Below are 24,655 nucleotides of genomic sequence, written 5' to 3'. Positions count from 1 at the left end.
ATCACCAAGGATCCGGCAATGATGCGTTCCCCACTGTTTCTCGCCCTCGCGCTGGCCGTAGGTGCCGGCGCCCCCCTGCTTGCAGGCGATGCAACTGCGCAGACCGCACGTGCTGTACGTGCGACTGCGGAAATGAGCATGGTGCTGTCCGGTCATATCGAGGTCACGCCGGAGGGCGCGGTCCGTTCGCTGGTGCTGGACCAGAAAGCCATGGTGGCCCCGAGCATCGCCTCCTTCGTGGAAGGCACCATCGGTGGCTGGCGCTTCGAGCCCACGCTGCGCGATGGCCAGGCGGTGGCCACGCGGGCCCCTTTGCGCGTTCGCCTGCGCGGCAAGGCTGCGGCCGATGGCGGTTATGAAATCAGCATGACCAGTGTCGACTTCAGCGAGTACGATCCGAAGGCTACCGATTCGGTGACCCAGCTGCACATGACGCCGCCGCGCTACCCGGAAGCGGCCTACCGTAACGGTGGCCAGGGTGAGGTGCTGCTGTTGGTCAAGGTGGCCCGTGACGGAACAGTGGCCGATGTGGCCGCCGAGCAGGTGAACATGGCCGTGGTCGCACCTGAGCGGACCCTGGCCAAGATGCGTGACATCCTGGCCAGAGCCAGTGTCAGCACCGCCCGCACGTGGACCTTCAAGCCGCCGACCACCGGCGAGGACAGCACCCGGGACAGCTGGACGGTTCGCATCCCGGTGAACTTCGCCCTGAACAACGATCCCAATGCAGTGGCGGAACGCTATGGCCGCTGGCGCGCCTTCATTCCGGGGCCGCGGCAGACCGTCCCGTGGCGCGAGGCGGACCCGGTCGAGCAGGTCGGCAGCGATCTGCTGCCGGAAGGCGGCGTCTACATGGTGGACGGCGCCAAGCGCGGCCTGCGCCTGCTGACCCCGCTGGCGCAGGGCTGAGACCCGCTGCGGAGCCGGGCAGCCCGGCTCCGCGTCAGTCCGCGTACGGGTAGACCACCACCCGGTTGCGGCCCTGTTCCTTGGCCATGTACAGGGCCTTGTCGGCCAGCCGCAGCGCCTGTTCTGCGTCGACATGGAAGCTGGGGAAGTGGGCCACGCCCAGCGATACGGTGATGGTGCCGACCGGTTCGAACGGATGGTCGGCGATGTGCTGGCGCAGGCGTTCACCGGCCTGGCGGGCCGATTCAGTACTGATGCCCGGCAGCAGCAGCAGGAACTCCTCGCCGCCGGCGCGGCAGAGGATGTCGCTGTCGCGCGAGTAGCGGCGCATCTGGTCGGCGATGTGGACGATGGCGTTGTCGCCGACGTCATGCCCGTAACTGTCGTTGATCGACTTGAAGCGATCGATGTCCAGCGCCAGGATCGCGAACGGAATGCCCTGCACCTGCAGCGCATCCAGCGCCTGCTGCAGCCCGCGGCGGTTGAGCAGGCCGGTCAGCGGGTCGGTGCGGCTGGCACGGTTGAGCGTGCCGATACGATCCTGCAGCGCATTGAAGCTGTGCAGCACCGCCTGTTTGAGCTGGGCGACCTCGAAGTACCAGGCGCGGATGCCGCTGACGTGGTTGATCGCGTTGCCGGTGTCCTCGCCGCCCTGCACGTTGCGCGCCAGTTGCCACAGGGGCATCGAAATGCGGCGCGCGAACCACCAGGTGACCAGCAGCGACAGCAGGCCGAGTGGAATCGCATTCCAGATCACTGCGGTCATCAACCGCGACAGCGGCTGCAGGGTGGCCTCGGTCGGGCGCTGCGCGATGATGCCCCAGCCGGTGGCCGCCACCGGTGCATAGCCGGCCAGCATCGACACGCCGCGGTTGTTGCGTACCTGCTGTGCGCCCCGTTCTCCGCGCACCACGGCCTTCACCGCCGGGTTGCCGACCACGTAGTCACCCACCCGCTTGCCATCGGCGTGGTACAGCAGGCGGCCATTGTGGTCCACCACGTACAGGTAGGAACCGTCGCGGTAGTAGTGCTTGCCCAGCAGCGTGTGCAGTGCACTGCGCTGGCGCAGGTACAGGGTGCCGCTGACATAGCCGCGATAGCGGCCCTGGCGGTCGAAGATCGGGTGCGACAGCGACACCAGCAGCTTGCCGGTGGCCGATTGGTAGGGATCGCTGATCATCGGCTGGCGCGCCGCCAGTGCCGCGTTGTTGCCGACACTGTGCAGGACCTCACCCTGCAGCTGCAGGGTCTGCGGCGAGGTGGCGATCACCAGGCCGTCGGCGTCCACCACCAGTGAGGAGTTGAAGCTGCTGGACTGCAGCTGCAGGCGGCTGGCTTCATCCTGGGCCTGCTTCGGATCAAGGTCGTCCTCGCCCAGGCGGGTCGCGGCATAGGCCAGCTGCTGCTGCGCGGCCAGCAGGAAGTTCTGGGTGGTCTCGGCCAGCTTGGTGGCGTAGACGCGGTTGGCTTCCAGGGTATTGCCGACCAGCTGGTCGCGCTGCACCCGGTAGCTGGCCAGCAGGGTGTTGGCCAGCGCGATGATGGCGCTGAGCAGGGCCAGGGCGAGGATCAGCTTGCCCAGGTTGAGGCGGGGAGACAGCGTTCGCATGCGTCGACGGATCCGGCAGGAGGCTGGACCCGACCGGTTCTCCGGAAGGGGCGACAGCGGGAATCGGTGGCCGGGCCCACGGGGGCCGGGCAGGGTATCGCGCGGATTATCGCCAAAAGCGGGCGCCAGCGAAGTGAAGTGCGTCGCCCTGCAGGTAAAAAAAAACCTGCCGCAGCGAGCGGCAGGTTCTTTTCGATGCAATGCCGTGGATCAGCGCTTCATCGAACCGAAGAACTCGTCGTTGGACTTGGTGTTCTTCATCTTGTCGAGCAGGAACTCCATCGCGGCCATTTCATCCATCGGATGCAGCAGCTTGCGCAGGATCCAGATTTTCTGCAGCAGCTCCGGCTCGATCAGCAGGTCTTCGCGGCGGGTGCCGGAACGGTTGATGTCGATGGCCGGGAACACGCGCTTTTCAGCGATACGGCGGCTCAGGTGCACTTCGCTGTTGCCGGTGCCCTTGAACTCTTCGTAGATCACCTCGTCCATCTTCGAGCCGGTGTCGACCAGCGCGGTGGCGATGATGGTCAGGCTGCCGCCTTCTTCCACGTTGCGCGCGGCACCGAAGAAGCGCTTCGGGCGATGCAGGGCGTTGGCGTCCACACCACCGGTCAGCACCTTGCCCGAGCTCGGCACCACGTTGTTGTAGGCGCGGGCCAGGCGGGTGATCGAGTCGAGCAGGATCACCACGTCCTTCTTGTGCTCGACCAGGCGCTTGGCGCGCTCGATGACCATTTCGGCCACCTGCACGTGGCGCGCGGCCGGCTCGTCGAAGGTCGAGCTGATGACCTCGCCGCGCACCGTGCGCTGCATTTCGGTCACTTCTTCCGGGCGCTCGTCGATCAGCAGCACGATCAGGTGCACGTCCGGATGGTTGGTGGTGATGGCGGTGGCGACCTGCTGCATCATCATGGTCTTGCCGGCCTTCGGCTGCGACACGATGAGCGAGCGCTGGCCCTTGCCCTGCGGGGCCATCAGGTCGAGGATGCGGCCGGTGATGTCTTCCGACGAACCGTTGCCGCGCTCCAGGGTGAAGCGGCGGCGCGGGAACAGTGCGGTCAGGTTCTCGAACAGCACCTTGTTCTTCGACGCTTCGATCGGCTCGCCGTTGATGGTGTCGACGATGTTCAGCGCGAAGTAGCGCTCGCCGTCCTTCGGGAAGCGGATGCGGCCGGAGATGTGGTCGCCGGTGCGCAGGTTGAAGCGGCGGATCTGGCTGGGCGAGATGTAGGTGTCGTCCGGGCCGGCCAGGTAGCTGGCTTCAGCCGCGCGCAGGAAGCCGAAGCCGTCCGGCAGGATTTCCAGCACGCCGTCGGCGGCGACGCCGTCACCGTGGCGGGTCAGCACCTTCAGCAGGGCGAAGATCACGTCCTGCTTGCGGGCACGGGCCACGCCTTCGGAGATCTGCAGCTGCTCGGCGATTTCCAGCAGCTTCTGTGCCGGCATGCGCTTGAGGTCGCTCAGCGAGTAGACCGGGAAGCCCTCGGGCACGTTGGCGTGCGGGCGCGGCACGAACGGCTGCTGCTCGCCGCCGTCGTTGGGCAGGCCATCGTCGCGGAAGCGGTTGTTGCGGTCACGGTCGCGGCGGTTGCGGAAGCGGTCACGGCGGTTGCCCTGACCTTGCCCCTGGCCCTGCTGGCCGTTCTGGTTGTACGGGTTCTGGCCCTGGTTCTGGCCACCCCCCTGGTGGTTCTGCTGGCGCGGCTGGCCGGATTCGCGACCCTCACCGCCTTCGCCACCGCCACTGCTGGCAGGGGCCTCGGCGGCGGGCGCGCTCGGTGCAGGGGCAGCAGCCGGTGCCTCGGGCGCGGCGGCCAGCGGCAGGGTCGGCTGCGCCGGCGCGGCGCTGGTTTCGGCGGCTGCCGGAGCGGCGGCCTTGCTCACGCGGGGCTTGCGCACGCGCTTTTCGGCGGGCGCATCGGCGCTGCCGGTTTCGGAAGTGTTATCGGACAAGAGCGTTATTCCTCGCTTGAAGGTGCGAGCGCCCGGCTGGGGCGGCGAACGTTGGGAATGGGTCTGGAAGAAACTGCGTCCAGAGGGTGCGGCACGCGAACGCGGCCGGATATGCCGACACTATCATCGGCCTGCGGCGCCACGCAAGGGTCGCCGGGAACAGCATTCATCATGGGCGCGGGGCGCCCGCCGGCAGCCGCGGTCGGCGGCTGCCGGAGAACAGCAGGATCAGGCCAGGGCCTTGTCCAGCAGGCCGGCCAGCTGGGCCTTGCCCACCGCACCGATCTGCTCGCCGACCTTCTCGCCGTCCTTGAACACGACCAGGTACGGAATCGAACGCACGTGGTACTTGGCGGCCAGCGCACGGTTGTGGTCGACGTTGACCTTGGCGATCTTGGCGCGGCCCTGGTAGGCATCGGCCAGTTCGTCCAGCGCCGGGGCGATCATCTTGCACGGGCCACACCACTCGGCCCAGAAATCGACCAGCACCGGTTCCTTGGAATTCAGCACTGCGCTATCAAAGTCGGCGTCGCCGACATGTACAACCTTGTCGCTCATCTTGGTTTCTCGTCTTGGATTGCACCCGGCCATGCCGGAGGTGGGTGAACTGGGCCATGCCCGGTGGCGCGACCCTCGTCGTTGCCTCGCGGCGCACTGCCGCGGTGCGTTCGGCGGGATGCCTGGACGCTCACGGCCGGCAGTGTACCCCTATCGCAGGGCGGGGACAGGCGCCGGCTGGAACCCAGCGTATCGTGATCGCTTCGATGCCTGGTATGTGTCGGATTTCACTGTCTTCCTGTACATGGGGCTGGCAGCGGGCGACACCAACGGCCCTGGCAGGGCCGTTCAAGTCCGGTGTGGCTGGGTGAAGGGTGCCGTCTCTTGACTTTATGAGACAGCTCATTCCGGTTTGCCGGCCCGAGTGCGTTAAACTGGGGCATTGTGCGGCGCGCGGACCGGGTGGTCCCAGCCTGCCAACCCGCCGCAGGGGCCGCAGTTTGCGACGGTGCCCCTAGACGATGAAGTGCCAGCCGCCCCACGGGCCGGCGGCCATACCAAGACGGACTCATGAGCGACAAACCGCTGACCGATTTGACCTTCTCCTCCTTCGAGCTGCATCCGGCCCTGCAGGCCGGCCTTGAAGGAGCCGGATTCACCCGTTGCACCCCGATCCAGGCGCTGACCCTGCCGGTCGCGCTGCCCGGTGGTGATGTTGCCGGCCAGGCCCAGACCGGCACCGGCAAGACCCTGGCCTTCCTGGTCGCTGTCGTGAACCGCCTGCTGACGCGTCCGGCCCTGGCCGACCGCAAGCCGGAGGATCCGCGCGCGCTGATCCTCGCCCCGACCCGCGAACTGGCCATCCAGATCCACAAGGATGCAGTGAAGTTCGGTTCCGACCTGGGCCTGCGTTTCGCCCTGGTCTACGGCGGCGTGGATTACGACAAGCAGCGCGAACTGCTGCAGCAGGGCGTGGACGTGATCATCGCCACCCCGGGCCGCCTGATCGACTACGTGAAGCAGCACAAGGTGGTCTCGCTGCACGCCTGCGAGATCTGCGTGCTGGACGAAGCCGACCGCATGTTCGACCTGGGCTTCATCAAGGACATCCGCTTCCTGCTGCGCCGCATGCCCGAGCGCACCACCCGCCAGACCCTGCTGTTCAGTGCCACCCTCAGCCACCGCGTGCTGGAGCTGGCCTACGAGCACATGAACGAGCCGCAGAAGCTGGTGGTCGAGGCCGAGACCATCACCGCCGCGCGCGTGCGCCAGCGCATCTACTTCCCGGCGGACGACGAGAAGATCCCGCTGCTGCTGGGCCTGCTGTCGCGCAGCGAAGGCGCGCGCACCATGGTCTTCGTCAACACCAAGGTGTTCGTCGAACGCGTCGCCCGTTCGCTGGAAAAGGCCGGCTACCGCGTCGGCGTGCTGTCCGGCGACGTGCCGCAGAAGAAGCGTGAGAGCCTGCTCAACCGCTTCCAGAAGGGCCAGCTGGAAATCCTGGTGGCCACCGACGTGGCCGCGCGCGGCCTGCACATCGATGGCATCAAGTACGTCTACAACTACGACCTGCCGTTCGACGCCGAAGACTACGTGCACCGCATCGGCCGTACCGCGCGCCTGGGCGAAGAGGGCGATGCGATCAGCTTCGCCTGCGAGCGCTATGCGATGAGCCTGCCGGACATCGAGGCCTACATCGAGCAGAAGATTCCGTCCGAGCCGGTCACCAAGGAGCTGCTGACCGCGCTGCCGCGCCCGGAACGCCCGGCCCCGGCTGCGGGCGAGGAAGGCGAGGACAACGAAAGCGTCGGCCAGATCTTCCGCGAAGCGCGCGAAGCCCGCGCTGCCGAGGAAGAGCGTCGTGGCGGTGGCCGTAGTGGCGGCCGTTCCGGCAGTGGCGGTGGCCGCGGTGGCCGCGACGGTGAGCGCAGCGGCGAGCGCCGTTCGCGTGGCCCGCGCAAGCCGCGCGTGGAAGGCGAGCAGGCTGCGGCCGCTCCGGTGGAAGGTGCTGAAGCCGCTGTCGCCCAGGCTCCGCGCCCGCCGCGTCCGCCGCGTGCCGAAGGTGCGCCGGAAGGTGCGGTGGATGGCGAGCGCAAGCCGCGCAAGCGTCGTCGTCGTCGCCACGGCCGTCCGGTCGAAGGTGCCGAAGGCGTGCAGGCCACGGCCGGCAATGGCGCCAGCCCGGTCACCCCGGTGCAGGTGGTGGCCAAGCCGGTGCGCACCGCGGCCGATACCGGTGATTCGTTCCTGACCCGCATCGGCCGCAAGATCCGCCGGATGCTGTCGGGCAGCTGATCGGCCGATGGTGGTGCCCCATGGGGCAGGGTAGTGCCGGCCGCTGGCCGGCAACCCACAAAGCTGCCGGCCAGCGGCCGGCACTACCGATGGCGCTACCGATCCGTCGCGCTGGTCCTGCATAATCGGGGCATGAGTGTCCTGCGCTTCGACAATGTCAGCAAACAGTACGCCGGTGGCCACGAGGCGCTGACCGATGTCAGCTTCGAGGTCGCGCCGGGCGAGATGCTGTTCGTCACCGGCCATTCCGGTGCGGGCAAGAGCACCCTGCTCAAGTTGATCCACCTGGACGAGCGGCCCAGCCGCGGCGCGGTGGTGTTCGACGAGCGCAACCTGCTGAAGGTGCGCGGTGGCGACGTGCCCCGCCACCGACGCGCGGTGGGGGCGGTCTATCAGGACCACCGCCTGCTGATGGACCGCTCCATCGCCGAGAACGTGGCGCTGCCGCTGATCCTGCGCGGCACCCGCCGTAGCGACATCAACAAGCGTGTGCGCTCGGTGCTCGAGCGGATGGGCCTGGGCCATCGCGAGAAGGCGCTGCCCTCGCAGCTGTCGGCCGGTGAGCAGCAGCGCGTCGGCATCGCCCGCGCCATTGTCGGTGAGCCCAAGCTGCTGGTGGCCGATGAGCCGACCGGCAACCTCGACCCGACCCTGGCGGCGGAGATCATGGCCCTGTTCGCCGAGCTGCCCGCGCGCGGCACCAGCGTGCTGGTGGTCAGTCACGACCTGCCGCTGCTGCGCCGCATGCGCAAGCGCGTGCTGATCCTTGACCACGGCCGGCTGGTGGATGACATCTCGCCGCAGGACCTGGCGGAGTAATCGATGGCGAAGAACGAAAACAGCGAAGCCGCCGCCCCGTCGCGTGTGGGCGTCTGGTTCCAGCACCACGTGCACAGCGTGGTGTTCAGCCTCGGCCGCGCCTGCCGCAAGCCGTGGGCGACCCTGCTGACGGTGATGGTCATGGCGCTGGCGCTGGCCCTGCCGCTGGGCCTGTCGATCGCGCTGGACAACCTCAAGCAGTTCGCCGGCAGCGTGCAGCAGTCGCGCGACATCAACGTGTTCCTGAAGGGCAACGTCGATGGTCCCGGCGCGCTGCGCCTGGCCGGCCAGCTGCGCGATCGCGATGACGTGGCCGAAGTGAACGTGCGCACGCCCGAGCAGGGCCTGCAGGAACTGCGCGATGCCGGCCTCGGCGAGGCGATCGATGCACTCAACGACAATCCACTGCCCTCGCTGCTGGTGATCACCCCCGGCCAGGGCAAGGACGACGCGCGCCTGGCGCGCGCGCTGGAAAGCCTGCCCGAGGCCGACCTGGTGCAGCACGATGCGCTGTGGCGCCAGCGCCTGGATGCCTGGCTCGCGTTCGGTGCGCGGCTGGTGCAGGTGCTGTCGGTGCTGCTCGGCGTGGGCGCCGCGCTGGTGGTCGGCAACACCGTGCGCCTGGACATCCAGGCCCGCCGCGAAGAGATCGGCGTGCTGCAGCTGCTCGGCGCCAGTGATGGCTTCATCCGCCGCCCGTTCCTGTACCTGGGCGCGTGGTATGGCCTGGGTGCCGGCGCAGTGGCGCTGGCCCTGATTGCTGCGGCCGGCGCTGCCTTGCGCGTGCCGCTGGCCGAACTCTCGCGCAGCTACGGCAGCCCGTTCGTGCTGCACGGCCTGGACCTGCTGCATGGCAGCCTGGTCCTGCTCGGCACACTGCTGCTGGGCTGGCTGGGCGCGTGGCTGGTGACCGGCCATTTCCTTCGCCAGACCCGCCCGACCGACACCTGAGACCGGCATGCAACCGCAAGCGCTGAAGCACCTTGAAGGGCCCGCGACGCGGGTGATGGTGGTCGATGGGTCAAAGCTGGTCCGCAAACTGATCGCCGACGTCCTGCAGCGCGATCTGCCGGGCGTGGAAGTGATCGGCTGCGACAGCATCGAAGATGCGCAGCTGGCGCTGGCGCAGGGCCCGGTGGATCTGGTGACCACCTCGCTGACCCTGCGTGATGGCGACGGCCTGGCACTGGCGCGGATGGTCCGCGAAGCCGCAGGCCAGGCCTATGTGCCGGTGATCGTGGTCTCCGGCGATGCCCAGCAGCATCTGGAGCAGCGCCGCTTCACCGAGTACGTCACCGACTATTTCGACAAGGCGCTGGGCCACGAGGCACTGGCGACCTTCATCCGCGGCTACGTGCAGCCGCAGACCATTCCCGGCGCCACCATCCTCTATATCGAGGACAGCCGCGTGGTTGCCGAGGCTACCAAGCGCATGCTGGAACGCCAGCAGTTGAACGTGCTGCACGTGGTCAGCGCCGAAGAGGCGTTCACCCTGCTCACTGCCGAGTCGCTGGGCCGCAGTCGCCACCGCATCGACCTGGTGCTGACCGACGTCACCCTGAAGGGCGAACTGAGCGGTCGCGACGTGGTGCAGCGCGTGCGCGTGGACTTCGGCTACGGCAAGCGTCGCCTGCCGGTGCTGGTGATGACCGGCGATGGCAACCCGCACAACCAGACCGGGCTGCTGCAGTCCGGTGCCAACGACCTGGTGCTCAAGCCGATCGAAGAACGGCTGCTGGTCACCAAGGTGCTGTTCCAGCTGCGCCTGGCCCGGTTGAACGATGGTCCCCTGATTCGATGAAGTGGCGTGATGATTGATGAAGTAGCCGGCACCCCGACGATCCAGCTCGAGCCGAGCTGGAAGCAGCATGTCGGCGATTACCTGATGCAGCCGCAGATGCGCGAGCTGTCCAGCTTCCTGCGCCAGCGCAAGGCCAGCGGTGCGGCGGTGTTCCCGCCCGGCCCGCAGATCTTCGCTGCGTTCGATGCCACGCCGTTCGAGCAGGTGAAGGTGGTGATCCTCGGCCAGGACCCGTACCACGGCCGCGGTCAGGCGCATGGGCTGAGCTTCTCGGTGGCGCCCGGAGTGCCGGTGCCGCCGTCGCTGCTGAACATCTACAAGGAGATCGAGAGCGATCTCGGTATCCCGCGTCCGGACCATGGCTGCCTGATCCCGTGGGCGCAGCGCGGTGTGCTGCTGCTCAATGCCGTGCTGACGGTGGAAGAGGGCCAGGCCGGTGCCCACCAGGGGCGTGGCTGGGAAGGTTTCACCGACCACGTGGTGGATGTGCTCAACCGCGAACGCGACGGCCTGGTGTTCATGCTCTGGGGCGCGTACGCGCAGAAGAAGGGCAAGGTCATCGACACCCGCCGCCACCGTGTGCTGAAGTCGCCGCACCCGTCGCCGCTGTCGGCCCACCGCGGCTTCCTGGGCTGCCAGCATTTCTCGATGGCCAACGAGTACCTGCAGCGCCGCGGCCAGGCCCCGATCGACTGGTCGCTGCCGCCGCGTTCGGCGCTCTGAGCGGGCCGGGCAGTAGCCCGGCGCCGCCAGCGATGGATCAATGGCCCGCTGCTGGCGCGATATCCGCGCGCCGATAGTAGGCACGCGCGCCTTCGGCGATCACGCTGAGGGCTTGGACCGTGCCGTCGCCACCACGGTGGAACAGCAGCTCCGCACCTACGCTGCCGGCGAGGAAGCGGACAGGGGTCAGTGCCTGGAGCATGACGGCCTTGCCCCGTCCTGGAAGGCGCAGTTCCAGTCCCGCTTGGCCTGCCTGTACGTCCAACGTCGTGGCTTCGAACCAGTCAGCGAGACCGCCGCGGACGTCCATCGGCAGCGCGCCATCGAGTACGAAGTGGCCGCTGAAACCTGGGTAGCTGTCGCGCAGAAGCGCCGGGTCAAGCGTGCGGATGACTGGTTTGGCATTGTGGCCGAGTGCGTCGGAAAGGGCATTGCGGATTTCCCCGCGCAGTGCGGGGCCGTTGTCGCCATTGGTCAGGATGACGAATCCATCGCCGCTCTCCGGGTAGCCTTCGATGCCGGCGTGATAGCTGTCATTGCTGCCATTGTGGAAGAAGCGGCGACTGGCGCCGTTGCCGGCGAGCTCCGGTCCCAGGCCACGACCGGCCGGCGCCACTTCGCTGACCATCTGCAGGGCCAATGACTGCGGCAGCCATCCATCCTTGGTGCGGATGCTGCGCAGCAGGGCCGCGACGAACAGGCCCATGTCGTTGGCGCTGGTCCACAGCCCGGACGCCGCCTGTTCCGGAAAGCTCTGCCAGCCGCGTGGCAGGGCCTCCGGCAGGCCTTTGTTGTCGTGCGCATGGGCAACGTTGCCGTAGCCGGCAGGCAAGGGGCTCTGGTACGTGCTGCGGGACATGCCCAGTGGCGCGAACACCTCGCGACGTGCGACGTCAGCGAATGCTCTGCCGGTCAGGTCTTCGATCGCCAGCTGCACCACCGTGTAGCCGCCACCGGAATAGTCGACCTGCTGGCCGGGCGCGTGGATCAGGCGTATCGGTTCATTCTTTGCAGGCGCCAGTCCATCCAGTGTCTGCAGCAAGGTCGGCAAGCGTTCGGCGGGCTGGTAGTCCTGGAAGCCATGCACATTGAAGCCGGCGGTGTGCGACAGCAGCATGCGCAGGTTGATCGGCGGGTGCAGTCCCTGCGCATCGGCAGGCACATGCCAGCGGCGCAGGCGTGGATCGATGTTCTCCTCCAGCGAGACCTTGCCGGCAGCAACCAGCTTCAGGGTGGTCGCCGCAGCGCCCATCTTGCTGACCGAGCCCACCGAGAACACGGTATCGGCATCCACCGCGTCGTGCGTGCCCGCTTGGCGCAGGCCGTATCCGGCGGCGTACACCACCTTGCCATCGCGGATCACCGCAACGGCGGCACCCGGCACCTTGTAATGGGCAAGGCGTTCCTCGATCGACCACTGCGGCAGCGCCGCGCCCAGCTGCGCGGTGCTGGGGCGCAGGCCATGGGCCATTGCCTGGGCAAAGCGCGCAGCGTCTTCAGCGCTGGCGTCAGTGGCCATCACGTGGAACGGGGTCAGGCAGACCAGCAGCGAACACAGCAACAGGCGGTTCATCATCGACATCCTTGCGGGAGTGGAAGAGGGTTGGGATCGGTGCAGGCGTTGCCACGTACGCCTGCCGCGTCCGATCGTTGCGGGTGGAACAGGTTGCCGCCGCAGCGCAGAAGGCGATGCGGCGGCGGAGTCAGCGTCGTTCGCGGCGGGCGCCCTGCGTCAGCAGGTAATCGCGTACGGCCGCGGTGCCGGCCTGGTTCAACGGTGTCCGCCAGCGGCCCAGCCAGCCGTCGGCTTCCACCCCCAGGTTGATATCGGCGCCGTGCGCGAGCAGGTACTGCACGGTGACCAGGTGCCCTTCGCGCGAGGCATTGATCAGCGGCGTCTCGTCATAGGTCACGACCCGGTTGACGTCTGCACCGGCCTGCACCAGTTGCTCGACGATGGGTTGCAGGCCCAGCGCGGAGGCGACGATCAACGGATTGCCTTCGCCCAGCGCAGCGCGATCAGGGTCGGCTCCCAGCTGCAGCAGGGCGTCGACCATCACCGGATCGCGTGCGCGGATGGCCTGGATCAGCGCCGTGCCATCGCCGAGCACGCGCGCATCGAGATCGACGCCCGCCACCGCCAACGCGTGGACCTGCGCGACGTCATGCGTGCTGGCGGCCTGGAGCAGAGTGTTGACGCGCGTATCGGAGGTGCTGGCCGCTGGTGAGGCCAGTCGTGGTGAGACAGCCACCGCGGTGCCGACGCAGGCCAGCAGAAGCAGCAGGCCCAGCATCAACAGACTGCGGCGCCGAGGGGCGTACGACGAGGCGTCCAGCAGTTGGTCGATGCGCTGCGCCAGCTGGCTGCGTGCACTGAACATGCCCAGTGCAAGCGTCGGCGCCTCTTCGCGCAGGGCCTGCAGCTGTTCGATACCGGCCAGCAGCGAGCCTGCATAGTCCAGCGGTTCGCGTGCCTGCATCGCAGCGCGTGCATCACAGGCCATTTCGCGCAGTAGCGCCAGGCGTGCCTGGGCAAGGTGCAGGAGTGGATTCCACCAGAACAGTGCTGTTCCCGCCCGCAGCAGCGTGCTTGTCCACAGATCGCGTCGATCCAGGTGTGCAACCTCGTGGCGGACGATGTCGCGCAGCACGTTGTTGTCCAGCCGTGCCAGCAAGGGGCGGGGCAGCAGGATCTGCGGGCGCCACAGGCCGACCACCATCGGCCCGTCGACGGCGCAGGTGGCGATCGTCACGTGGGCGGGCACGATGTCGGCCAGGACCGCGCGCAGTCCGGCGGACGCCGGTTGTGCCAGCCGCCGCAGCCGGCGCGCATGCAGCATCGCGTCCAGCAGGCGCATGCCCAGCCACAGGGTGCCCAGCAGCCACACCACTGCAAGCACTGTCGGCAGGGTCTTCGGTAGTTCGACGTAATAGATGTCGGGCTGCCGTCCAGCTTCGAAGATGGCCTCTCCCGCCGTTGCGCCTTCGCCGGGCATGGGGTGGAACGCGGCGGCGGGTGGCGCCGGTGCGGGCAGGGTGGTTGACCAGCCCGGCAGGAAGGCGCTGAGCGGCAACAGCAGGGCTGCTGCCATCGCGGCGGTCAGCAGCCAGGAGCGCTGTTCGGCACTGAGGGCCCGCCGCCGTGCCAGCCACAGCGCGGGCAGCAGCACAACGGCAGACAACAGCAACTGCCGAAGGCCCAGTGCCATCGCCATGTCGATGAGGTTCATTCCTTCCTCCCGGCCCTGGCATCGCTGATGCGCTGCTGCAGTGCCTGCAGTTCGTTGCGGTCGATTTCGCGTTCGTCCACCAGGTGCTGTGCCAGCACGTTCGGTGAGCCGTCGAAGAACTGATGCAGCAGATGGTCGAGCGCTTGCCGGCGGGCCTGCTCGCGGCTGAGCGTGGCGTGATAGATGTAGGCGCGACCTTCCTGGCGATGACTGACAAAGCCCTTCTTCGCCAGCACGTTGAACATGGTCAGCACCGTGGTGTATGCGACCGGCTTATGTTCGCCGAGCACATCCGCCACATCGCGGACGGACGCTTCGCCCTTGTCCCAGAGGATGTCGAGGATGGCCTGCTCGGCGGGGGTGGGATTCTGCGAGACAGGGCGGGCCATGCGCTTCTACGTATGAATTAGTTGATGCATCGGAGCATGCCGCCGGATGGCTGTCAACGGGTTTCTTAGTAGTAAAGGTGCGGCCCTCAGCCTTCGGGGCTGAACACCCGGCAACGTCTTTTGGCCTGAATGGGCTTCAAGAACGGCCCGTTCAGCTCCGCTTGACCGGAATCGGCCGGTTTCCGGCAGGTAATTGATTGAATTCCAAGGGATTGTGAATCCCGAAAAGCGTGCTCGCCACTGTCATCAAATCGCGCTACGGTAGGGTTCTGCTTGGGACCAGTGTTGCATCAATGGGACGCTGGAACTTTTTCCTCCTTTAGCAGTCCAAATGCCGGACTGCTAAGATGGGTGCCTATGAGCCAGAACACCTCTACTGCCCTTGTGGCAAACAATCTCCCGATTCCCAGTGCGCTCGGTTCGCTGGACGCCTACATCGGTGCCGTGCACCAGATCCCGGTGCTGTCGGTCGATGACGAACAGGACCTGGCCCGTCGCTTCCGCGACGGCAACGATCTGGACGCCGCCCGCGAGCTGGTGCATTCGCATCTGCGCTTCGTGGTGCACGTGGCCCGCGGCTACAACGGCTACGGCCTTGCGCTGGGCGACCTGATCCAGGAAGGCAACATCGGCCTGATGAAGGCGGTCAAGCGCTTCGACCCGGACATGGGCGTGCGCCTGGTCTCCTTTGCCGTGCACTGGATCCGTGCCGAGATGCACGAGTTCATCCTGAAGAACTGGCGCATCGTGAAGGTCGCCACCACCAAGGCGCAGCGTAAGCTGTTCTTCAACCTGCGCAAGTCGAAGACGCGCCTGGGCTGGATGAACGCGGCTGAGGTCAGCGCGGTGGCGAAGGACCTGAACGTGTCCGAGCGCGAGGTCATGGAAATGGAGTCGCGCCTGTCCGGTCGCGATATCGGTTTCGATGCGCCGGCCGACGAAGACAACGAACACGCGCCGCCGTCGCCGGCCGCGTTCCTGGTTGCCAACGACGAAGATCCGTCGATGGCCTACGAGCGCGAGGACAGCGAAGACAACCAGATGCAGCTGCTGCGCGAAGGCCTCGCCGAGCTGGACGCCCGCTCGCGCGACATCATCCGCCGCCGCTGGCTGGATGCGGACAGCAAGGTGACCCTGCAGGAACTGGCTGACGAATACGGCGTGTCGGCCGAGCGTATCCGCCAGGTTGAAGCGAACGCGCTGAAGAAGATGAAGGCGCTGTTCACCGCGTAAGCGGAAAGGCGTCGCAATTGTGAAAGGCTCGGCAGCAGTGCCGGGCCTTTTTCGTTTGTGGGGCTTAGCTACGCATGACGTGGCTCTACTCTGACGCCGGGGCGGTGGTTGCGCCGACCGGGTCATGCGCTGGATCCTGATGTTCACGCCGTACCACCAGGTGGCACGGTAAGATCATGCCACGCGTTTTCCGCACCCGAAGTTTCAATCGCAGCATGCGCAGGACCACCCTGTCCGATGCTGCGCTGTACCGGTCGGTACGTGAAATGGAAGCGGGTCTGGTGGATGCTGATCTTGGCGGCGGAATCTTCAAGAAGCGCGTTGCCTTGCCGGGGCGAGGAAAGCGCGGAAGCGCTCGAACCATCGTCGCCACACAGCGAGGCGGGCATTGGTTCTTCCTTTTCGGCTACGAGAAGAATGAACGTGCTGCAATCACGAATGCGGAACGCGATGCGCTGCAGCTGTACGCATCGGAGTTCCTGAAAATGAGTGCGGCGCAGTTGAATCGTGCCGTGCAGTACGGGGATCTACAGGAGATCGACCATGACGAAGACCCCTGAGCGACGGCGCGCGAAAAGTGCGCTTCTTGAGGCGGTGCATGATGCCGCTGTGAGTCTGCACGCGCATGGTTTCATCGATAAACGTCGATTGAGCAGCTACGAAGCGCTTTGCCTTGAGCCGGTGCCTGAGTACAGCGGTGCCCAGATACGTGCCCTGCGTACGTCATTGCAGCTCAGTCAGCCGGTCTTTGCGGGAGTTCTCAATACCAGCGTTTCCACCGTACGCAGCTGGGAGCAGGGCGAAAAGAAGCCCAGCGGACCGTCACTGAAGTTGCTTAACCTGATTGATCGGAAGGGACTCGAAGCAGTCCTGTAAAGCAAAGGCCCGGTTCTGCCGGGCCTTTGTTTTTCCGAGGCGTTCAATCCACGCATGGCGTGGATCTACCCAGTGTCAGTAGAGCCACGCCATGCGTGGCTGCGGCGCGGCCGTCACTCTTCGCGTGCGATCGCCCGCCAGCCGATGTCGTTGCGGTGGAACTCGTTGGCCCAGGTCACCTTGGCCACGCCTGCATACGCATTCGCCTGCGCGTCGCGCACGCTGTCGCCCAGTGCGGCCACGCACAGAACGCGGCCGCCGGCGCTGACGACCTGGCCCTGCGCATCCAATGCCGTACCGGCATGGAACACCTTGGCACTGGCGGGCACATCGCCCAGGCCGGAAATCACGTCACCGCTGATCGGCGTTTCCGGGTAAGGCTTCGCCGCCAGCACCACGCCCAGCGACGGGCGCGCGTCCCAGTGTGCTTCCACCTGGTCCAGGCGGCCGTCGATGGCGGCTTCCACCAGCTCGACCAGATCCGACTGCAGGCGCAGCATCACCGGCTGGGTTTCCGGGTCGCCGAAGCGCACGTTGAATTCGATCACCTTCGGTGCGCCGTTGGCATCGATCATCAGGCCGGCGTAGAGAAAGCCAGTGAACGGGATGCCGTCGGCGATCATGCCCTGCACGGTCGGGTTCACCACCTCGCGCATCACGCGGGCGTGCACATCCGGCGTGACCACCGGGGCCGGCGAATAGGCGCCCATGCCGCCGGTGTTCGGGCCGGTATCGCCGTCGCCGACGCGCTTGTGGTCCTGCGAGGTGGCCATCGGCAGCGCATGCACGCCGTCCACCATCGAAATGAAGCTGGCTTCCTCGCCGTCGAGGAATTCCTCGATCACCACACGTGCGCCGGCATCGCCGAACGCGTTGCCGGAGAGCATGTCACGCACCGCGTCTTCGGCTTCGGCCAGGGTCATTGCGACGATCACGCCCTTGCCAGCGGCCAGGCCATCGGCCTTGACCACGATCGGTGCGCCCTTCTCGCGGATGTAGGCCAGGGCGGCGTCCACGTCGGTGTGCACGGCGTAGAACGCGGTGGGGATGTCGTGGCGGGCCAGGAAGTCCTTGGCGTAGGCCTTGCTGCCTTCCAGCTGCGCGGCAGCGGCGGTCGGCCCGAAGATACGCAGGCCAGCAGCGCGGAAGCGGTCGACCACACCGGCCACCAGCGGTACTTCCGGGCCGACCACGGTCAGCGCCACGCCTTCGGCCTGTGCCAGCGCCAGCAGGCCGTCGATATCGGTGACCTTGACCGCCACGTTGCGGCACTTGTCTTCGCTGGCAGTGCCGGCGTTGCCGGGCGCCACGATCACTTCGGTGACACGGGAGGACTGGGCCAGCTTCCATGCCAGGGCGTGTTCGCGGCCGCCAGAGCCGATGACAAGTACGTTCATCACGAGATTCCAGATTGCGTGGGAAGGGAAGATCGATATCCCCGGCGGCGCGCGTGGTTCACTCGCAGCCTTCGCGTCGCAGCGATTCGGGGAAGGAATAGGCCCAGGTCTTCGGGTCCAGGGTGAAGCGGTGTTGCTGCCGGACCTGCTTGCCACCGCAGGTGGTGCCGGTTTCGTCGATCAGCAGCGGCCAGACCCGCGCGCTGCGGTCGCTGTCGTCGAAACGCAGGGCGAAATCGATGCTGAAGCGGCGGGTGCGGCAGTCATTGGCGGTGTCCGGGTCGGTACTGGCGTCGACCGTGTCGCACTCGTACTGGGCGTCATTGTCGATATGGCTGCGCACGCTGCCACTGGCCACCAGGCCGTTCGGGCCCGGCAGGATCAGCGACTGCGAGAGCAGCGAGAAGCCCTGCCCGAACCAGCCGTCCTCGACGCGGAAACCATAGAAGTCACTGCCGGCGCGGATGATGCTGGCGGTGCCGGGCTGGCCGCCGCTACCGAAGCGCTCGCCGGTCAGTTCGCTGGTCACCTCGAAGCCATCGCCCTTGGGGCGCAGCACAAAGAACTCGATGGTTCCCGGGTCGATGTGCGCGCCATCGACCAGCGCACCGCACACGGCCAACAACTGCTGCCAGCTGTCCCCGCTCACCACCGGTTGTTCCGCGCAGACCTGCCAGTCCACCGCATGGGTATCGCCATCGTCGGTCCAGCTGCCGCGCCATTCAGCGGAGAGCGTGGCGTTGCTGCCGTAGCGCTGGACCAGGAAAGCCTGCAGTCGTGCGGTGCGGCTGACATGCTGCGCCGGTGAGGCGGGGGCCATCGCAGGCGCATCTGCCTTCGGGCTCGCGCTGGGCTCGACAGCAGGCTTGCAGCCGGCCAGCATGGCCGCGCCCGCGAGGGCGAGGGCGGCCAGCGATTTCATTGAAACTGTGGACATCCGTGTCGCTCCAGGATCAATGGCGGAAGTGGCGCACGCCGGTGAACACCATGGCCAGGCCATGTTCGTCGGCGGCGGCGATCACTTCGGCATCGCGCATCGAACCGCCCGGCTGGATGACCGCCTTGATGCCGGCGGCGGCAGCGGCATCGATGCCGTCGCGGAACGGGAAGAACGCATCGGAGGCCATCACCGAGCCCTCGACCACCAGGTTCGCATCGGCGGCCTTGATGCCGGCGATGCGGGCCGAGTACACGCGGCTCATCTGGCCGGCGCCGACACCGATGGTGCGGTTGTCCTTGGCATAGACGATCGCGTTGGACTTCACGAACTTGGCCACCTTCCAGGCGAACAGCAGGTCGGTGAACTGCTTGTCGGTCGGCGCCAGCTTGCTGACCACCTTCAGTTCGTCGCGGGTCATGCCGCGGTTGTCCGAGGACTGCAGCAGCAGGCCCGAGCCGACGCGCTTGCTGTCGAAGTTGTTCAGGCCATCGCCGTGCGGGATGCGCAGCACGCGCACGTTGGCCTTCTTCTGCGCGTATTCCAGCGCGGCCGGCTCGTAGTCCGGGGCGATCAGCACTTCGACGAACTGGCGGTCCAGAATCACCTTGGCGGTGGCGGCGTCCAGCGGTTTGTTGAAGGCAATGATGCCGCCGAAGGCGCTGGTCGGGTCGGTGGCGTAGGCCAGCTCGTAGGCATCGCCATTGCCGGCACCGACCGCCACGCCGCACGGGTTGGCGTGCTTGACGATGACGCAGGCCGGCGCATCGAACTGGCGCACGCATTCCCACGCCGCGTCGGCATCGGCCAGGTTGTTGTAGCTCAGTTCCTTGCCCTGCAGCTGCTGGAAGGTCGCCAGCGTGCCCGGCACCGGGTACAGGTCGCGGTAGAACGCGCCGCTCTGGTGCGGGTTCTCGCCGTAGCGCAGGTCCATCACCTTCACGAAGGTGGAGTTCATCTGTGCCGGGTACTCGGTACGCGCCGGCACCGCAGCGTCGGTGGCGGTGACCGCCGACAGGTAGTTGCTGATCGCGGCGTCGTACTGGGCGACGCGGTTGAACGCGGCCACCGAGAACGCGAAGCGGGTGGCAGCCGACAGCTGGCCGTTGTTGGCCTCCAGCGAGGCCAGCAGCTCGGCGTACTGCGACGGATCGGTGGACACCGCCACGCGGGCGAAGTTCTTGGCCGCCGAGCGCAGCATGGCCGGGCCGCCGATGTCGATGTTCTCGACCGCGTCGGCCAGGGTGCAATCGGCCTTGGCGGTGACCGACTCGAACGGGTACAGGTTCAGCACCAGCAGGTCGATGGCGCCGATGCCGTGCTCGGCCATCACCGCATCATCCAGGCCCGAACGGCCCAGCAGGCCGCCGTGCACCATCGGGTGCAGGCTCTTGACCCGGCCATCCATCATTTCCGGGAAGCCGGTGACGTCGGCCACGTCCTTCACGGCCAGGCCCATGTCGCGAATGGCCTTGGCGGTGCCGCCGGTGGACAGCAGCTCCACGCCGCGTGCCGCCAGCGCGGTGGCCAGCTCGGCCAGGCCGGTCTTGTCGGAAACGGAGAGGAGGGCCCGGCGGACGGGCAACAGATCAGCAGTCATGGGACAGAATCGGCAGCGGAGCGGGGCCGATATTGTAGGCGGTGGGGGCCGGTGGCGGGCGCCGCCGGGCGAAATCGGCTGCCGGCGCGGGCCTGCGGCCCCCTTCGGCACAGCCCGGTTGGTTGCAGACTGCAAGCAATCCGATGGGGCGGCATCGCCCCGATCGGGTAGGCTGTGCCCGGACTGCCAAGGATCAGCAGGTACAGATCGTGTCGATCTATGCATTGAAAGGACGTTTCCAGGACCTGTTGCGTCCGGCCGTACGCGGCCTGTACCGCATGGGGATCACCGCCAATACGGTGACCGTGGCCGCCGCCGTGGTCTCGCTGCTGGTGGCTGCCGCCGTGTGGTGCTGCGCGCCGGCCCAGCCCCTGCTGTACCTGCTGCTGCCGCTGTGGATGCTGCTGCGCATGGCACTCAACGCCGTGGACGGCATGCTGGCCCGCGAGTTCGGCCAGCAGTCGCGGCTGGGCGCTTATCTGAACGAGCTGTGCGATGTGATCGCCGACGCGGCGCTGTACCTGAGCCTGCTCAGCGTGCCGGGCGTGCGCCCGGAAGCGCTGTGGCTGCTGGCCTGGACGGCGGCCCTGAGCGAGTACACCGGGGTGCTGGGGCTGATGGTCGGTGCCAGCCGCCGCTATGACGGCCCGATGGGCAAGAGCGACCGCGCGTTCGTCATCGGCGTGCTGGGCCTGCTGCTGGCGTTCGGCTGGGGGGCTGCGATGACTGTCACTGGCGTGGCCGCGGCCATGGCGGTGCTGTGCGTGCTGACGATGATCAATCGCGTCCGTCGCGGACTGCGGGAAGCGGCGGTTTCGCCGAATTAATCAAGCAGATACAAAAAGACAATCAGGAGATTGCATGCGTCAGGCGCAGGAACGGGAATTCCACAGCTTCGACCAAGTACCGCTGTTCTACCGGTACTGGGCGAGCACCACCGCGACCCCAGCCACCAAGGCTGTCGTGCTGCTGCATCGCGGCCATGAACATTCTGGCCGGGTCACCCACCTGGTCGATGAGCTGGACCTGCCCGACACCGCCTTCTTCGCCTGGGATGCACGCGGTAATGGCCGTTCGCCCGGCGCACGTGGCGATGCCCCGGGCTTCCCGGCGCTGGTGCGTGATCTGGACAGCTTCATCGCCCACATCGGCGCCGAGCATGGCATCGCGGTGGAAGACATCGTGGTGATCGCGCAGAGCGTGGGGGCGGTGGTCGCCGCCACCTGGGTGCACGACTACGCGCCGCGCCTGCGCGCGCTGGTGATGGCTTCGCCGGCGTTCAAGGTGAAGCTGTACGTGCCGTTCGCACGCCCGGGCCTGGCCTTGATGCAGAAGCTGCGCGGCAATTTCTTCGTCAACAGCTACGTCAAGCCGCAGTGGCTGACCCACGATCCGGCGCGAGTGGAAAGCTACCGCACCGATCCGCTGATCACCCGGCCGATCTCGGTGCGCGTGTTGCTGGGCCTGTACGAAGCGGCCGACCGCATCGTCGCCGATGCGCAGGCGATCAGCGTGCCGGTGCAGCTGCTGGTGTCCGGCTCGGATTTCGTGGTGCACCGTGGCCCGCAGGACCGCTTCTACGAGCGCCTGTCCAGCCCGATCAAGGAGCGCGTGCATCTGCCGGGCTTCTTCCACGATACGCTGGGCGAGCGCGATCGGGCGCCGGCGCTGGCGCGTATCCGCAGTTTCATCCAGGCACGTTTCGCCGAGCCGCTGCGCGAACTGTCGCGGCGCGATGCGCACCGCCATGGGCCGACTTTCGAAGAATCGGAGATCCTGGCCTGGCCACCGGAACGCAACAGCCTGGCCGACCTGCGCTGGCGCGTGGTACGTGGCGGCCTGCGCTTCGGCGGAACGTTGTCCGAAGGCATCGCGCTGGGTCTGCAGACCGGATTCGATTCGGGCAGCACGCTCGACTACATCTATCGCGATGAGGCGCGCGGCAAGGGCCCGTTGGGGCGCATGGTCGATCGCAACTATCTGGATGCGATCGGCTGGCGCGGCATCCGCATTCGCGGCCAGCACCTGCAGGAACTGCTGCGCGACGCTGCCCAGCGCCTGCGCGGGCAGGGCACGCCGGTGCGCGTGCTGGACGTGGCTGCCGGCCATGGCCGCTACGTGCTGGAAGCGCTGGGCCAGGGCGAACAGCGCGCCGAGCGCATCGTGCTGCGCGACTTCAGTGATCTGAACGTCACCCAGGGTCAGGCCTTGATCGAGCGCCTCGGCGCGACCGACATTGCCCGCTTCGAGCAGGGTGATGCGTTCGACCCGGCACAGCTGGCCAAGGTCGATCCAGTACCGACGCTGGCCGTGGTATCGGGCCTGTACGAACTGTTCCCCGACAACGATGCGGTGCTGCGATCGCTGCAGGGGATTGCTGCAACGGTGCCGGTCGGTGGCTACCTGGCCTACACCGGCCAGCCGTGGCACCCGCAGCTGGAGTTCATCGCACGCGCACTGACCAGCCACCGTGGCGGCGCCGCGTGGGTGATGCGCCGCCGTACCCAGCAGGAAATGGACGAGCTGGTGCGCCTGGCCGGGTTCGAGAAGGTGGCGCAGCGTATCGACGAATTCGGCATCTTCACGGTGTCGCTGGCGCGCCGGACAGAGTGATGGCGACGCTCGCCGCATCCCCGCTGGCCGCAGAGGGGCGCCCCTGGCGGCGCGCCCTGTTGTGGCTGGCCCTGCTGGGCCCATTCTTCTTCGCCAGCTATGGCTTCGCCAACTGGATGGCTGGCCGCCATGCCGAACTGCCGGTGATGGCGTTCGGATGGGAAACGCAGATTCCGTTCGTACCGTGGACGATCGTGCCGTACTGGTCGATCGATCTGTTCTATGCGGTTTCCTTCTTCCTGTGCCGGCAACGGTTGGAGCTGGACCGGCATGCGTTGCGGTTGTTCAGTGCACAGTTGATCGCGGTGACCTGCTTCCTGCTGTGGCCACTGCGCTTCAGTTTCGAGCGGCCGGAGATCGGCGGTGTGTTCGGCTGGTTGTTCGATGTGCTGCTGGGCTTCGACAAGCCGTTCAACCAGGCGCCATCACTGCACATCGTGTTGCTGATCGTGCTGTGGGTGAAATTCGCGCAGTACCTGCATGGGGTGTGGCGTTGGGTACTGCATGTGTGGGCGCTGCTGATCGGCGTCTCGGTGCTGACCACATTCCAGCATCATTTCATCGATATCCCGACCGGCCTGCTGGCCGGTTGGCTGTGCGTCTGGCTGTGGCCGGAGCAGGGCACGCCACCCTTGCGTGCCTGGCGCACCGCGCGTGACGCCAAACGTTGGCGCCTGGCAGCGCTGTACCTGCTGGGGGCCGCTGCATTGCTGGTGCCGGTGGTGCTTCTGCGTGGCGCGGCGTTGTGGCTGCTGTGGCCGGTGGTATCGCTGCTGCTGGTGGCGCTGGCCTATGCCGGGCTGGGTACGGCGGTGTTCCAGAAGCGCGCCGATGGACGTCTGGCAATGGCGGCACGCTGGCTGCTGGCGCCGTACCTGGGCGCAGCCTGGATCAATTCGCGGCTGTGGACGCGGCGTGCGCCGCAGCCGGTGCCGGTGATGGACGGTGTATGGCTGGGGCGTGTTCCCTGCGCTGCATTGCCGGCACCCTTGGTCGGCGTGGTCGATGCCTGTGCCGAACTGTCCTGCCGCGCGCCGGGCGCCGGGTATGCCAGCGTGCCGATGCTGGACCTGGTGGTGCCCACGCCAGAACAGCTGCGCGATGCGGCCGAGGCGATCGAGCGGCTGCGCGCGCACGGACCGCTGCTGGTGTGCTGTGCGCTGGGCTATTCGCGCAGTGCTGCCAGTGTGGCGGCCTGGCTGCTGCGCAGTGGTCGTGCCACCGATACCGATGCCGCGGTGGCGATCGTGCGCACGGCACGTCCGGGCATCGTGCTGGGCGCGGCGCATCTGCATGCCATCACTGCTGCAGCGGGAGCACGCACGTGAGTACGGTTCCCGATCTGGCGACCATGCAGCTGCTGCTGCGGCAGGGCCGTTGGCCGGCCGGCCTGTCGCTGGGCCTGCTGCTGGTGGCGCTGCTGCTGCTCGGCACCGAACCGGGCCTGGCGATGATTGCCGCCGGCCTGTTGCTGCTCAGTGTTGCCGCGGGCATCGCACAGATCTACCACGCGTGGCGGGTGGCGCTGGACGCCAGCCTGCTGCAGCTGCTGCGCGATGAGCGCCTGGACGGCGATGCCGCCGCGCGCCGCACTGATCAGCTGCTGCACGACAGTGGCCTGCGCCGCGCGTCGCCCGATGCGCCCCTGCGGGGCTGGGACGCGCGCTGGGCCGGCATGCGTCGCCTGCTGCTGCGCCAGTACCTGCTGACAGCGGTGCAGTTCGCACTGCTGGTGCTGGCCGTGTTGTGGCCGCAGACGTGAACGGGAGGGAC

The 24,655-nt window shown here is 67.2% G+C and carries 22 protein-coding genes; 13 read left to right on the top strand and 9 right to left on the bottom strand.

The features are described from left to right. Positions 1-18: 18 nt before the first annotated feature. Entirely contained in the window at positions 19-909 is an 891-nt protein-coding gene (locus tag ACSYS9_RS22150) for an energy transducer TonB (protein ID WP_032130286.1), read from the top strand. Positions 910-943: 34 nt separating this feature from the next. On the opposite strand, the gene ACSYS9_RS22145 is transcribed toward ACSYS9_RS22150, so the two are convergent. From ACSYS9_RS22145 to trxA, 3 genes are all read right to left on the bottom strand, one after another. Further along, entirely contained in the window at positions 944-2,518 is a 1,575-nt protein-coding gene (locus tag ACSYS9_RS22145) for a sensor domain-containing diguanylate cyclase (protein WP_071229348.1), read from the bottom strand. Between the two features lie 210 nt (positions 2,519-2,728). Beyond that, positions 2,729-4,471 (bottom strand): transcription termination factor Rho, encoded by a 1,743-nt coding sequence (gene rho / locus ACSYS9_RS22140; RefSeq protein WP_029379723.1) that lies wholly within the window; start codon positions 4,469-4,471, stop codon positions 2,729-2,731. 228 nt (positions 4,472-4,699) lie between these two features. Then, positions 4,700-5,029, bottom strand: coding sequence for a thioredoxin (gene trxA / locus ACSYS9_RS22135; protein ID WP_005411275.1), 330 nt, complete (start codon positions 5,027-5,029; stop codon positions 4,700-4,702). A gap of 510 nt (positions 5,030-5,539) precedes the next feature. Here trxA and rhlB point away from each other — a divergent pair. From rhlB to ung, 5 genes are all read left to right on the top strand, one after another. Next, positions 5,540-7,264: an ATP-dependent RNA helicase RhlB gene (gene rhlB / locus ACSYS9_RS22130; RefSeq protein WP_071229349.1), complete on the top strand. Its 1,725-nt coding sequence runs from the start codon at positions 5,540-5,542 to the stop codon at positions 7,262-7,264. Between the two features lie 132 nt (positions 7,265-7,396). Continuing rightward, positions 7,397-8,083 (top strand): cell division ATP-binding protein FtsE, encoded by a 687-nt coding sequence (ftsE, locus tag ACSYS9_RS22125; RefSeq protein WP_032129538.1) that lies wholly within the window; start codon positions 7,397-7,399, stop codon positions 8,081-8,083. Between the two features lie 3 nt (positions 8,084-8,086). Beyond that, the gene (gene ftsX, locus ACSYS9_RS22120; protein WP_010481047.1) at positions 8,087-9,034 is read left to right on the top strand and encodes a permease-like cell division protein FtsX; all 948 of its coding nucleotides are present in this window, start codon (positions 8,087-8,089) and stop codon (positions 9,032-9,034) included. A gap of 7 nt (positions 9,035-9,041) precedes the next feature. Beyond that, on the top strand, positions 9,042-9,884 hold the full coding sequence (locus tag ACSYS9_RS22115; protein WP_032129540.1) for a response regulator: 843 nt from the start codon (positions 9,042-9,044) through the stop codon (positions 9,882-9,884). A 9-nt stretch (positions 9,885-9,893) separates the two neighbouring features. Continuing rightward, positions 9,894-10,607 carry a uracil-DNA glycosylase gene (gene ung, locus ACSYS9_RS22110; protein WP_049400766.1) on the top strand — a complete coding sequence of 238 codons (714 nt, stop codon included), beginning with the start codon at positions 9,894-9,896 and terminating at the stop codon, positions 10,605-10,607. A 37-nt stretch (positions 10,608-10,644) separates the two neighbouring features. Here ung and ACSYS9_RS22105 read toward each other — a convergent pair whose 3' ends face one another. The 3 genes from ACSYS9_RS22105 to ACSYS9_RS22095 form a co-directional block, all read right to left on the bottom strand. Continuing rightward, the gene (locus ACSYS9_RS22105) at positions 10,645-12,180 is read right to left on the bottom strand and encodes a serine hydrolase domain-containing protein (RefSeq protein WP_223276861.1); all 1,536 of its coding nucleotides are present in this window, start codon (positions 12,178-12,180) and stop codon (positions 10,645-10,647) included. 130 nt (positions 12,181-12,310) lie between these two features. Beyond that, on the bottom strand, positions 12,311-13,837 hold the full coding sequence (locus ACSYS9_RS22100; protein WP_071229351.1) for a M56 family metallopeptidase: 1,527 nt from the start codon (positions 13,835-13,837) through the stop codon (positions 12,311-12,313). After that, entirely contained in the window at positions 13,834-14,226 is a 393-nt protein-coding gene (locus tag ACSYS9_RS22095; protein ID WP_032129544.1) for a BlaI/MecI/CopY family transcriptional regulator, read from the bottom strand. Before ACSYS9_RS22095 ends, ACSYS9_RS22100 begins: the two co-directional genes overlap by 4 nt. Positions 14,227-14,583: 357 nt before the next feature. On the opposite strand from ACSYS9_RS22095, the gene rpoH reads away from it, so the two are divergent. The 3 genes from rpoH (at position 14,584) to ACSYS9_RS22080 (ending at position 16,335) form a co-directional block, all read left to right on the top strand. Next, the gene (gene rpoH, locus ACSYS9_RS22090; protein WP_071229352.1) at positions 14,584-15,459 is read left to right on the top strand and encodes an RNA polymerase sigma factor RpoH; all 876 of its coding nucleotides are present in this window, start codon (positions 14,584-14,586) and stop codon (positions 15,457-15,459) included. Between the two features lie 215 nt (positions 15,460-15,674). Next, positions 15,675-16,019, top strand: coding sequence for a type II toxin-antitoxin system RelE/ParE family toxin (locus ACSYS9_RS22085; protein ID WP_440568582.1), 345 nt, complete (start codon positions 15,675-15,677; stop codon positions 16,017-16,019). After that, complete coding sequence (locus ACSYS9_RS22080; RefSeq protein ID WP_071229354.1) at positions 16,003-16,335, top strand: helix-turn-helix domain-containing protein; 333 nt, start codon at positions 16,003-16,005, stop codon at positions 16,333-16,335. The genes ACSYS9_RS22085 and ACSYS9_RS22080 overlap by 17 nt, the downstream gene beginning before the upstream one ends. A gap of 113 nt (positions 16,336-16,448) precedes the next feature. On the opposite strand, the gene purD is transcribed toward ACSYS9_RS22080, so the two are convergent. The 3 genes from purD to purH are packed head-to-tail and all read right to left on the bottom strand — an operon-like array spanning position 16,449 to position 20,269. Further along, positions 16,449-17,732, bottom strand: coding sequence for a phosphoribosylamine--glycine ligase (gene purD, locus ACSYS9_RS22075; protein WP_071229355.1), 1,284 nt, complete (start codon positions 17,730-17,732; stop codon positions 16,449-16,451). Positions 17,733-17,790: 58 nt separating this feature from the next. Next, positions 17,791-18,669 (bottom strand): hypothetical protein, encoded by an 879-nt coding sequence (locus ACSYS9_RS22070; RefSeq protein WP_071229356.1) that lies wholly within the window; start codon positions 18,667-18,669, stop codon positions 17,791-17,793. A 16-nt stretch (positions 18,670-18,685) separates the two neighbouring features. After that, positions 18,686-20,269: a bifunctional phosphoribosylaminoimidazolecarboxamide formyltransferase/IMP cyclohydrolase gene (purH, locus tag ACSYS9_RS22065; protein WP_071229357.1), complete on the bottom strand. Its 1,584-nt coding sequence runs from the start codon at positions 20,267-20,269 to the stop codon at positions 18,686-18,688. A 209-nt stretch (positions 20,270-20,478) separates the two neighbouring features. On the opposite strand from purH, the gene ACSYS9_RS22060 reads away from it, so the two are divergent. Genes ACSYS9_RS22060 through ACSYS9_RS22045 form a run of 4 tightly spaced genes read left to right on the top strand, consistent with a single transcriptional unit; the run spans position 20,479 to position 24,644 of the window. Continuing rightward, positions 20,479-21,096 (top strand): CDP-alcohol phosphatidyltransferase family protein, encoded by a 618-nt coding sequence (locus ACSYS9_RS22060; protein ID WP_071229372.1) that lies wholly within the window; start codon positions 20,479-20,481, stop codon positions 21,094-21,096. A gap of 34 nt (positions 21,097-21,130) precedes the next feature. After that, positions 21,131-22,882 (top strand): bifunctional alpha/beta hydrolase/class I SAM-dependent methyltransferase, encoded by a 1,752-nt coding sequence (locus ACSYS9_RS22055; RefSeq protein WP_071229358.1) that lies wholly within the window; start codon positions 21,131-21,133, stop codon positions 22,880-22,882. Continuing rightward, positions 22,882-24,210 carry a phosphatase PAP2/dual specificity phosphatase family protein gene (locus tag ACSYS9_RS22050; RefSeq protein WP_071229359.1) on the top strand — a complete coding sequence of 443 codons (1,329 nt, stop codon included), beginning with the start codon at positions 22,882-22,884 and terminating at the stop codon, positions 24,208-24,210. Before ACSYS9_RS22055 ends, ACSYS9_RS22050 begins: the two co-directional genes overlap by 1 nt. Beyond that, a complete protein-coding gene (locus tag ACSYS9_RS22045) occupies positions 24,207-24,644 on the top strand; it encodes a hypothetical protein (protein WP_071229360.1) in 438 nt (145 codons plus the stop codon). Before ACSYS9_RS22050 ends, ACSYS9_RS22045 begins: the two co-directional genes overlap by 4 nt. Positions 24,645-24,655 lie beyond the last annotated feature (11 nt).

This window comes from Stenotrophomonas sp. STK17_22 (genome assembly GCF_051983905.1).
GTDB lineage: Bacteria > Pseudomonadota > Gammaproteobacteria > Xanthomonadales > Xanthomonadaceae > Stenotrophomonas > Stenotrophomonas maltophilia_A.
Note: the sequence above shows the minus strand (reverse complement) of the source record. Positions and strands in the feature narration are given on the sequence as shown.

Excerpts from the sequence above, each read along its gene's own strand:
- ACSYS9_RS22150 (WP_032130286.1), top strand. The coding sequence starts at position 19 with ATGATGCGTTCCCCACTGTTTCTCGCCCTCGCGCTGGCCGTAGGTGCC.
- trxA (WP_005411275.1), bottom strand. The coding sequence starts at position 5,029 with ATGAGCGACAAGGTTGTACATGTCGGCGACGCCGACTTTGATAGCGCA.
- purD (WP_071229355.1), bottom strand. The coding sequence starts at position 17,732 with ATGAACGTACTTGTCATCGGCTCTGGCGGCCGCGAACACGCCCTGGCA.
- ACSYS9_RS22100 (WP_071229351.1), bottom strand. The coding sequence starts at position 13,837 with ATGAACCTCATCGACATGGCGATGGCACTGGGCCTTCGGCAGTTGCTG.
- ACSYS9_RS22055 (WP_071229358.1), top strand. The coding sequence starts at position 21,131 with ATGCGTCAGGCGCAGGAACGGGAATTCCACAGCTTCGACCAAGTACCG.
- ACSYS9_RS22145 (WP_071229348.1), bottom strand. The coding sequence starts at position 2,518 with ATGCGAACGCTGTCTCCCCGCCTCAACCTGGGCAAGCTGATCCTCGCC.
- ACSYS9_RS22115 (WP_032129540.1), top strand. The coding sequence starts at position 9,042 with ATGCAACCGCAAGCGCTGAAGCACCTTGAAGGGCCCGCGACGCGGGTG.
- ACSYS9_RS22085 (WP_440568582.1), top strand. The coding sequence starts at position 15,675 with ATGCGCAGGACCACCCTGTCCGATGCTGCGCTGTACCGGTCGGTACGT.
- ung (WP_049400766.1), top strand. The coding sequence starts at position 9,894 with ATGATTGATGAAGTAGCCGGCACCCCGACGATCCAGCTCGAGCCGAGC.
- ACSYS9_RS22105 (WP_223276861.1), bottom strand. The coding sequence starts at position 12,180 with ATGAACCGCCTGTTGCTGTGTTCGCTGCTGGTCTGCCTGACCCCGTTC.
- ACSYS9_RS22080 (WP_071229354.1), top strand. The coding sequence starts at position 16,003 with ATGACGAAGACCCCTGAGCGACGGCGCGCGAAAAGTGCGCTTCTTGAG.
- ftsE (WP_032129538.1), top strand. The coding sequence starts at position 7,397 with ATGAGTGTCCTGCGCTTCGACAATGTCAGCAAACAGTACGCCGGTGGC.
- rpoH (WP_071229352.1), top strand. The coding sequence starts at position 14,584 with ATGAGCCAGAACACCTCTACTGCCCTTGTGGCAAACAATCTCCCGATT.
- ACSYS9_RS22070 (WP_071229356.1), bottom strand. The coding sequence starts at position 18,669 with ATGTCCACAGTTTCAATGAAATCGCTGGCCGCCCTCGCCCTCGCGGGC.
- ftsX (WP_010481047.1), top strand. The coding sequence starts at position 8,087 with ATGGCGAAGAACGAAAACAGCGAAGCCGCCGCCCCGTCGCGTGTGGGC.
- purH (WP_071229357.1), bottom strand. The coding sequence starts at position 20,269 with ATGACTGCTGATCTGTTGCCCGTCCGCCGGGCCCTCCTCTCCGTTTCC.
- ACSYS9_RS22050 (WP_071229359.1), top strand. The coding sequence starts at position 22,882 with ATGGCGACGCTCGCCGCATCCCCGCTGGCCGCAGAGGGGCGCCCCTGG.
- ACSYS9_RS22095 (WP_032129544.1), bottom strand. The coding sequence starts at position 14,226 with ATGGCCCGCCCTGTCTCGCAGAATCCCACCCCCGCCGAGCAGGCCATC.
- rhlB (WP_071229349.1), top strand. The coding sequence starts at position 5,540 with ATGAGCGACAAACCGCTGACCGATTTGACCTTCTCCTCCTTCGAGCTG.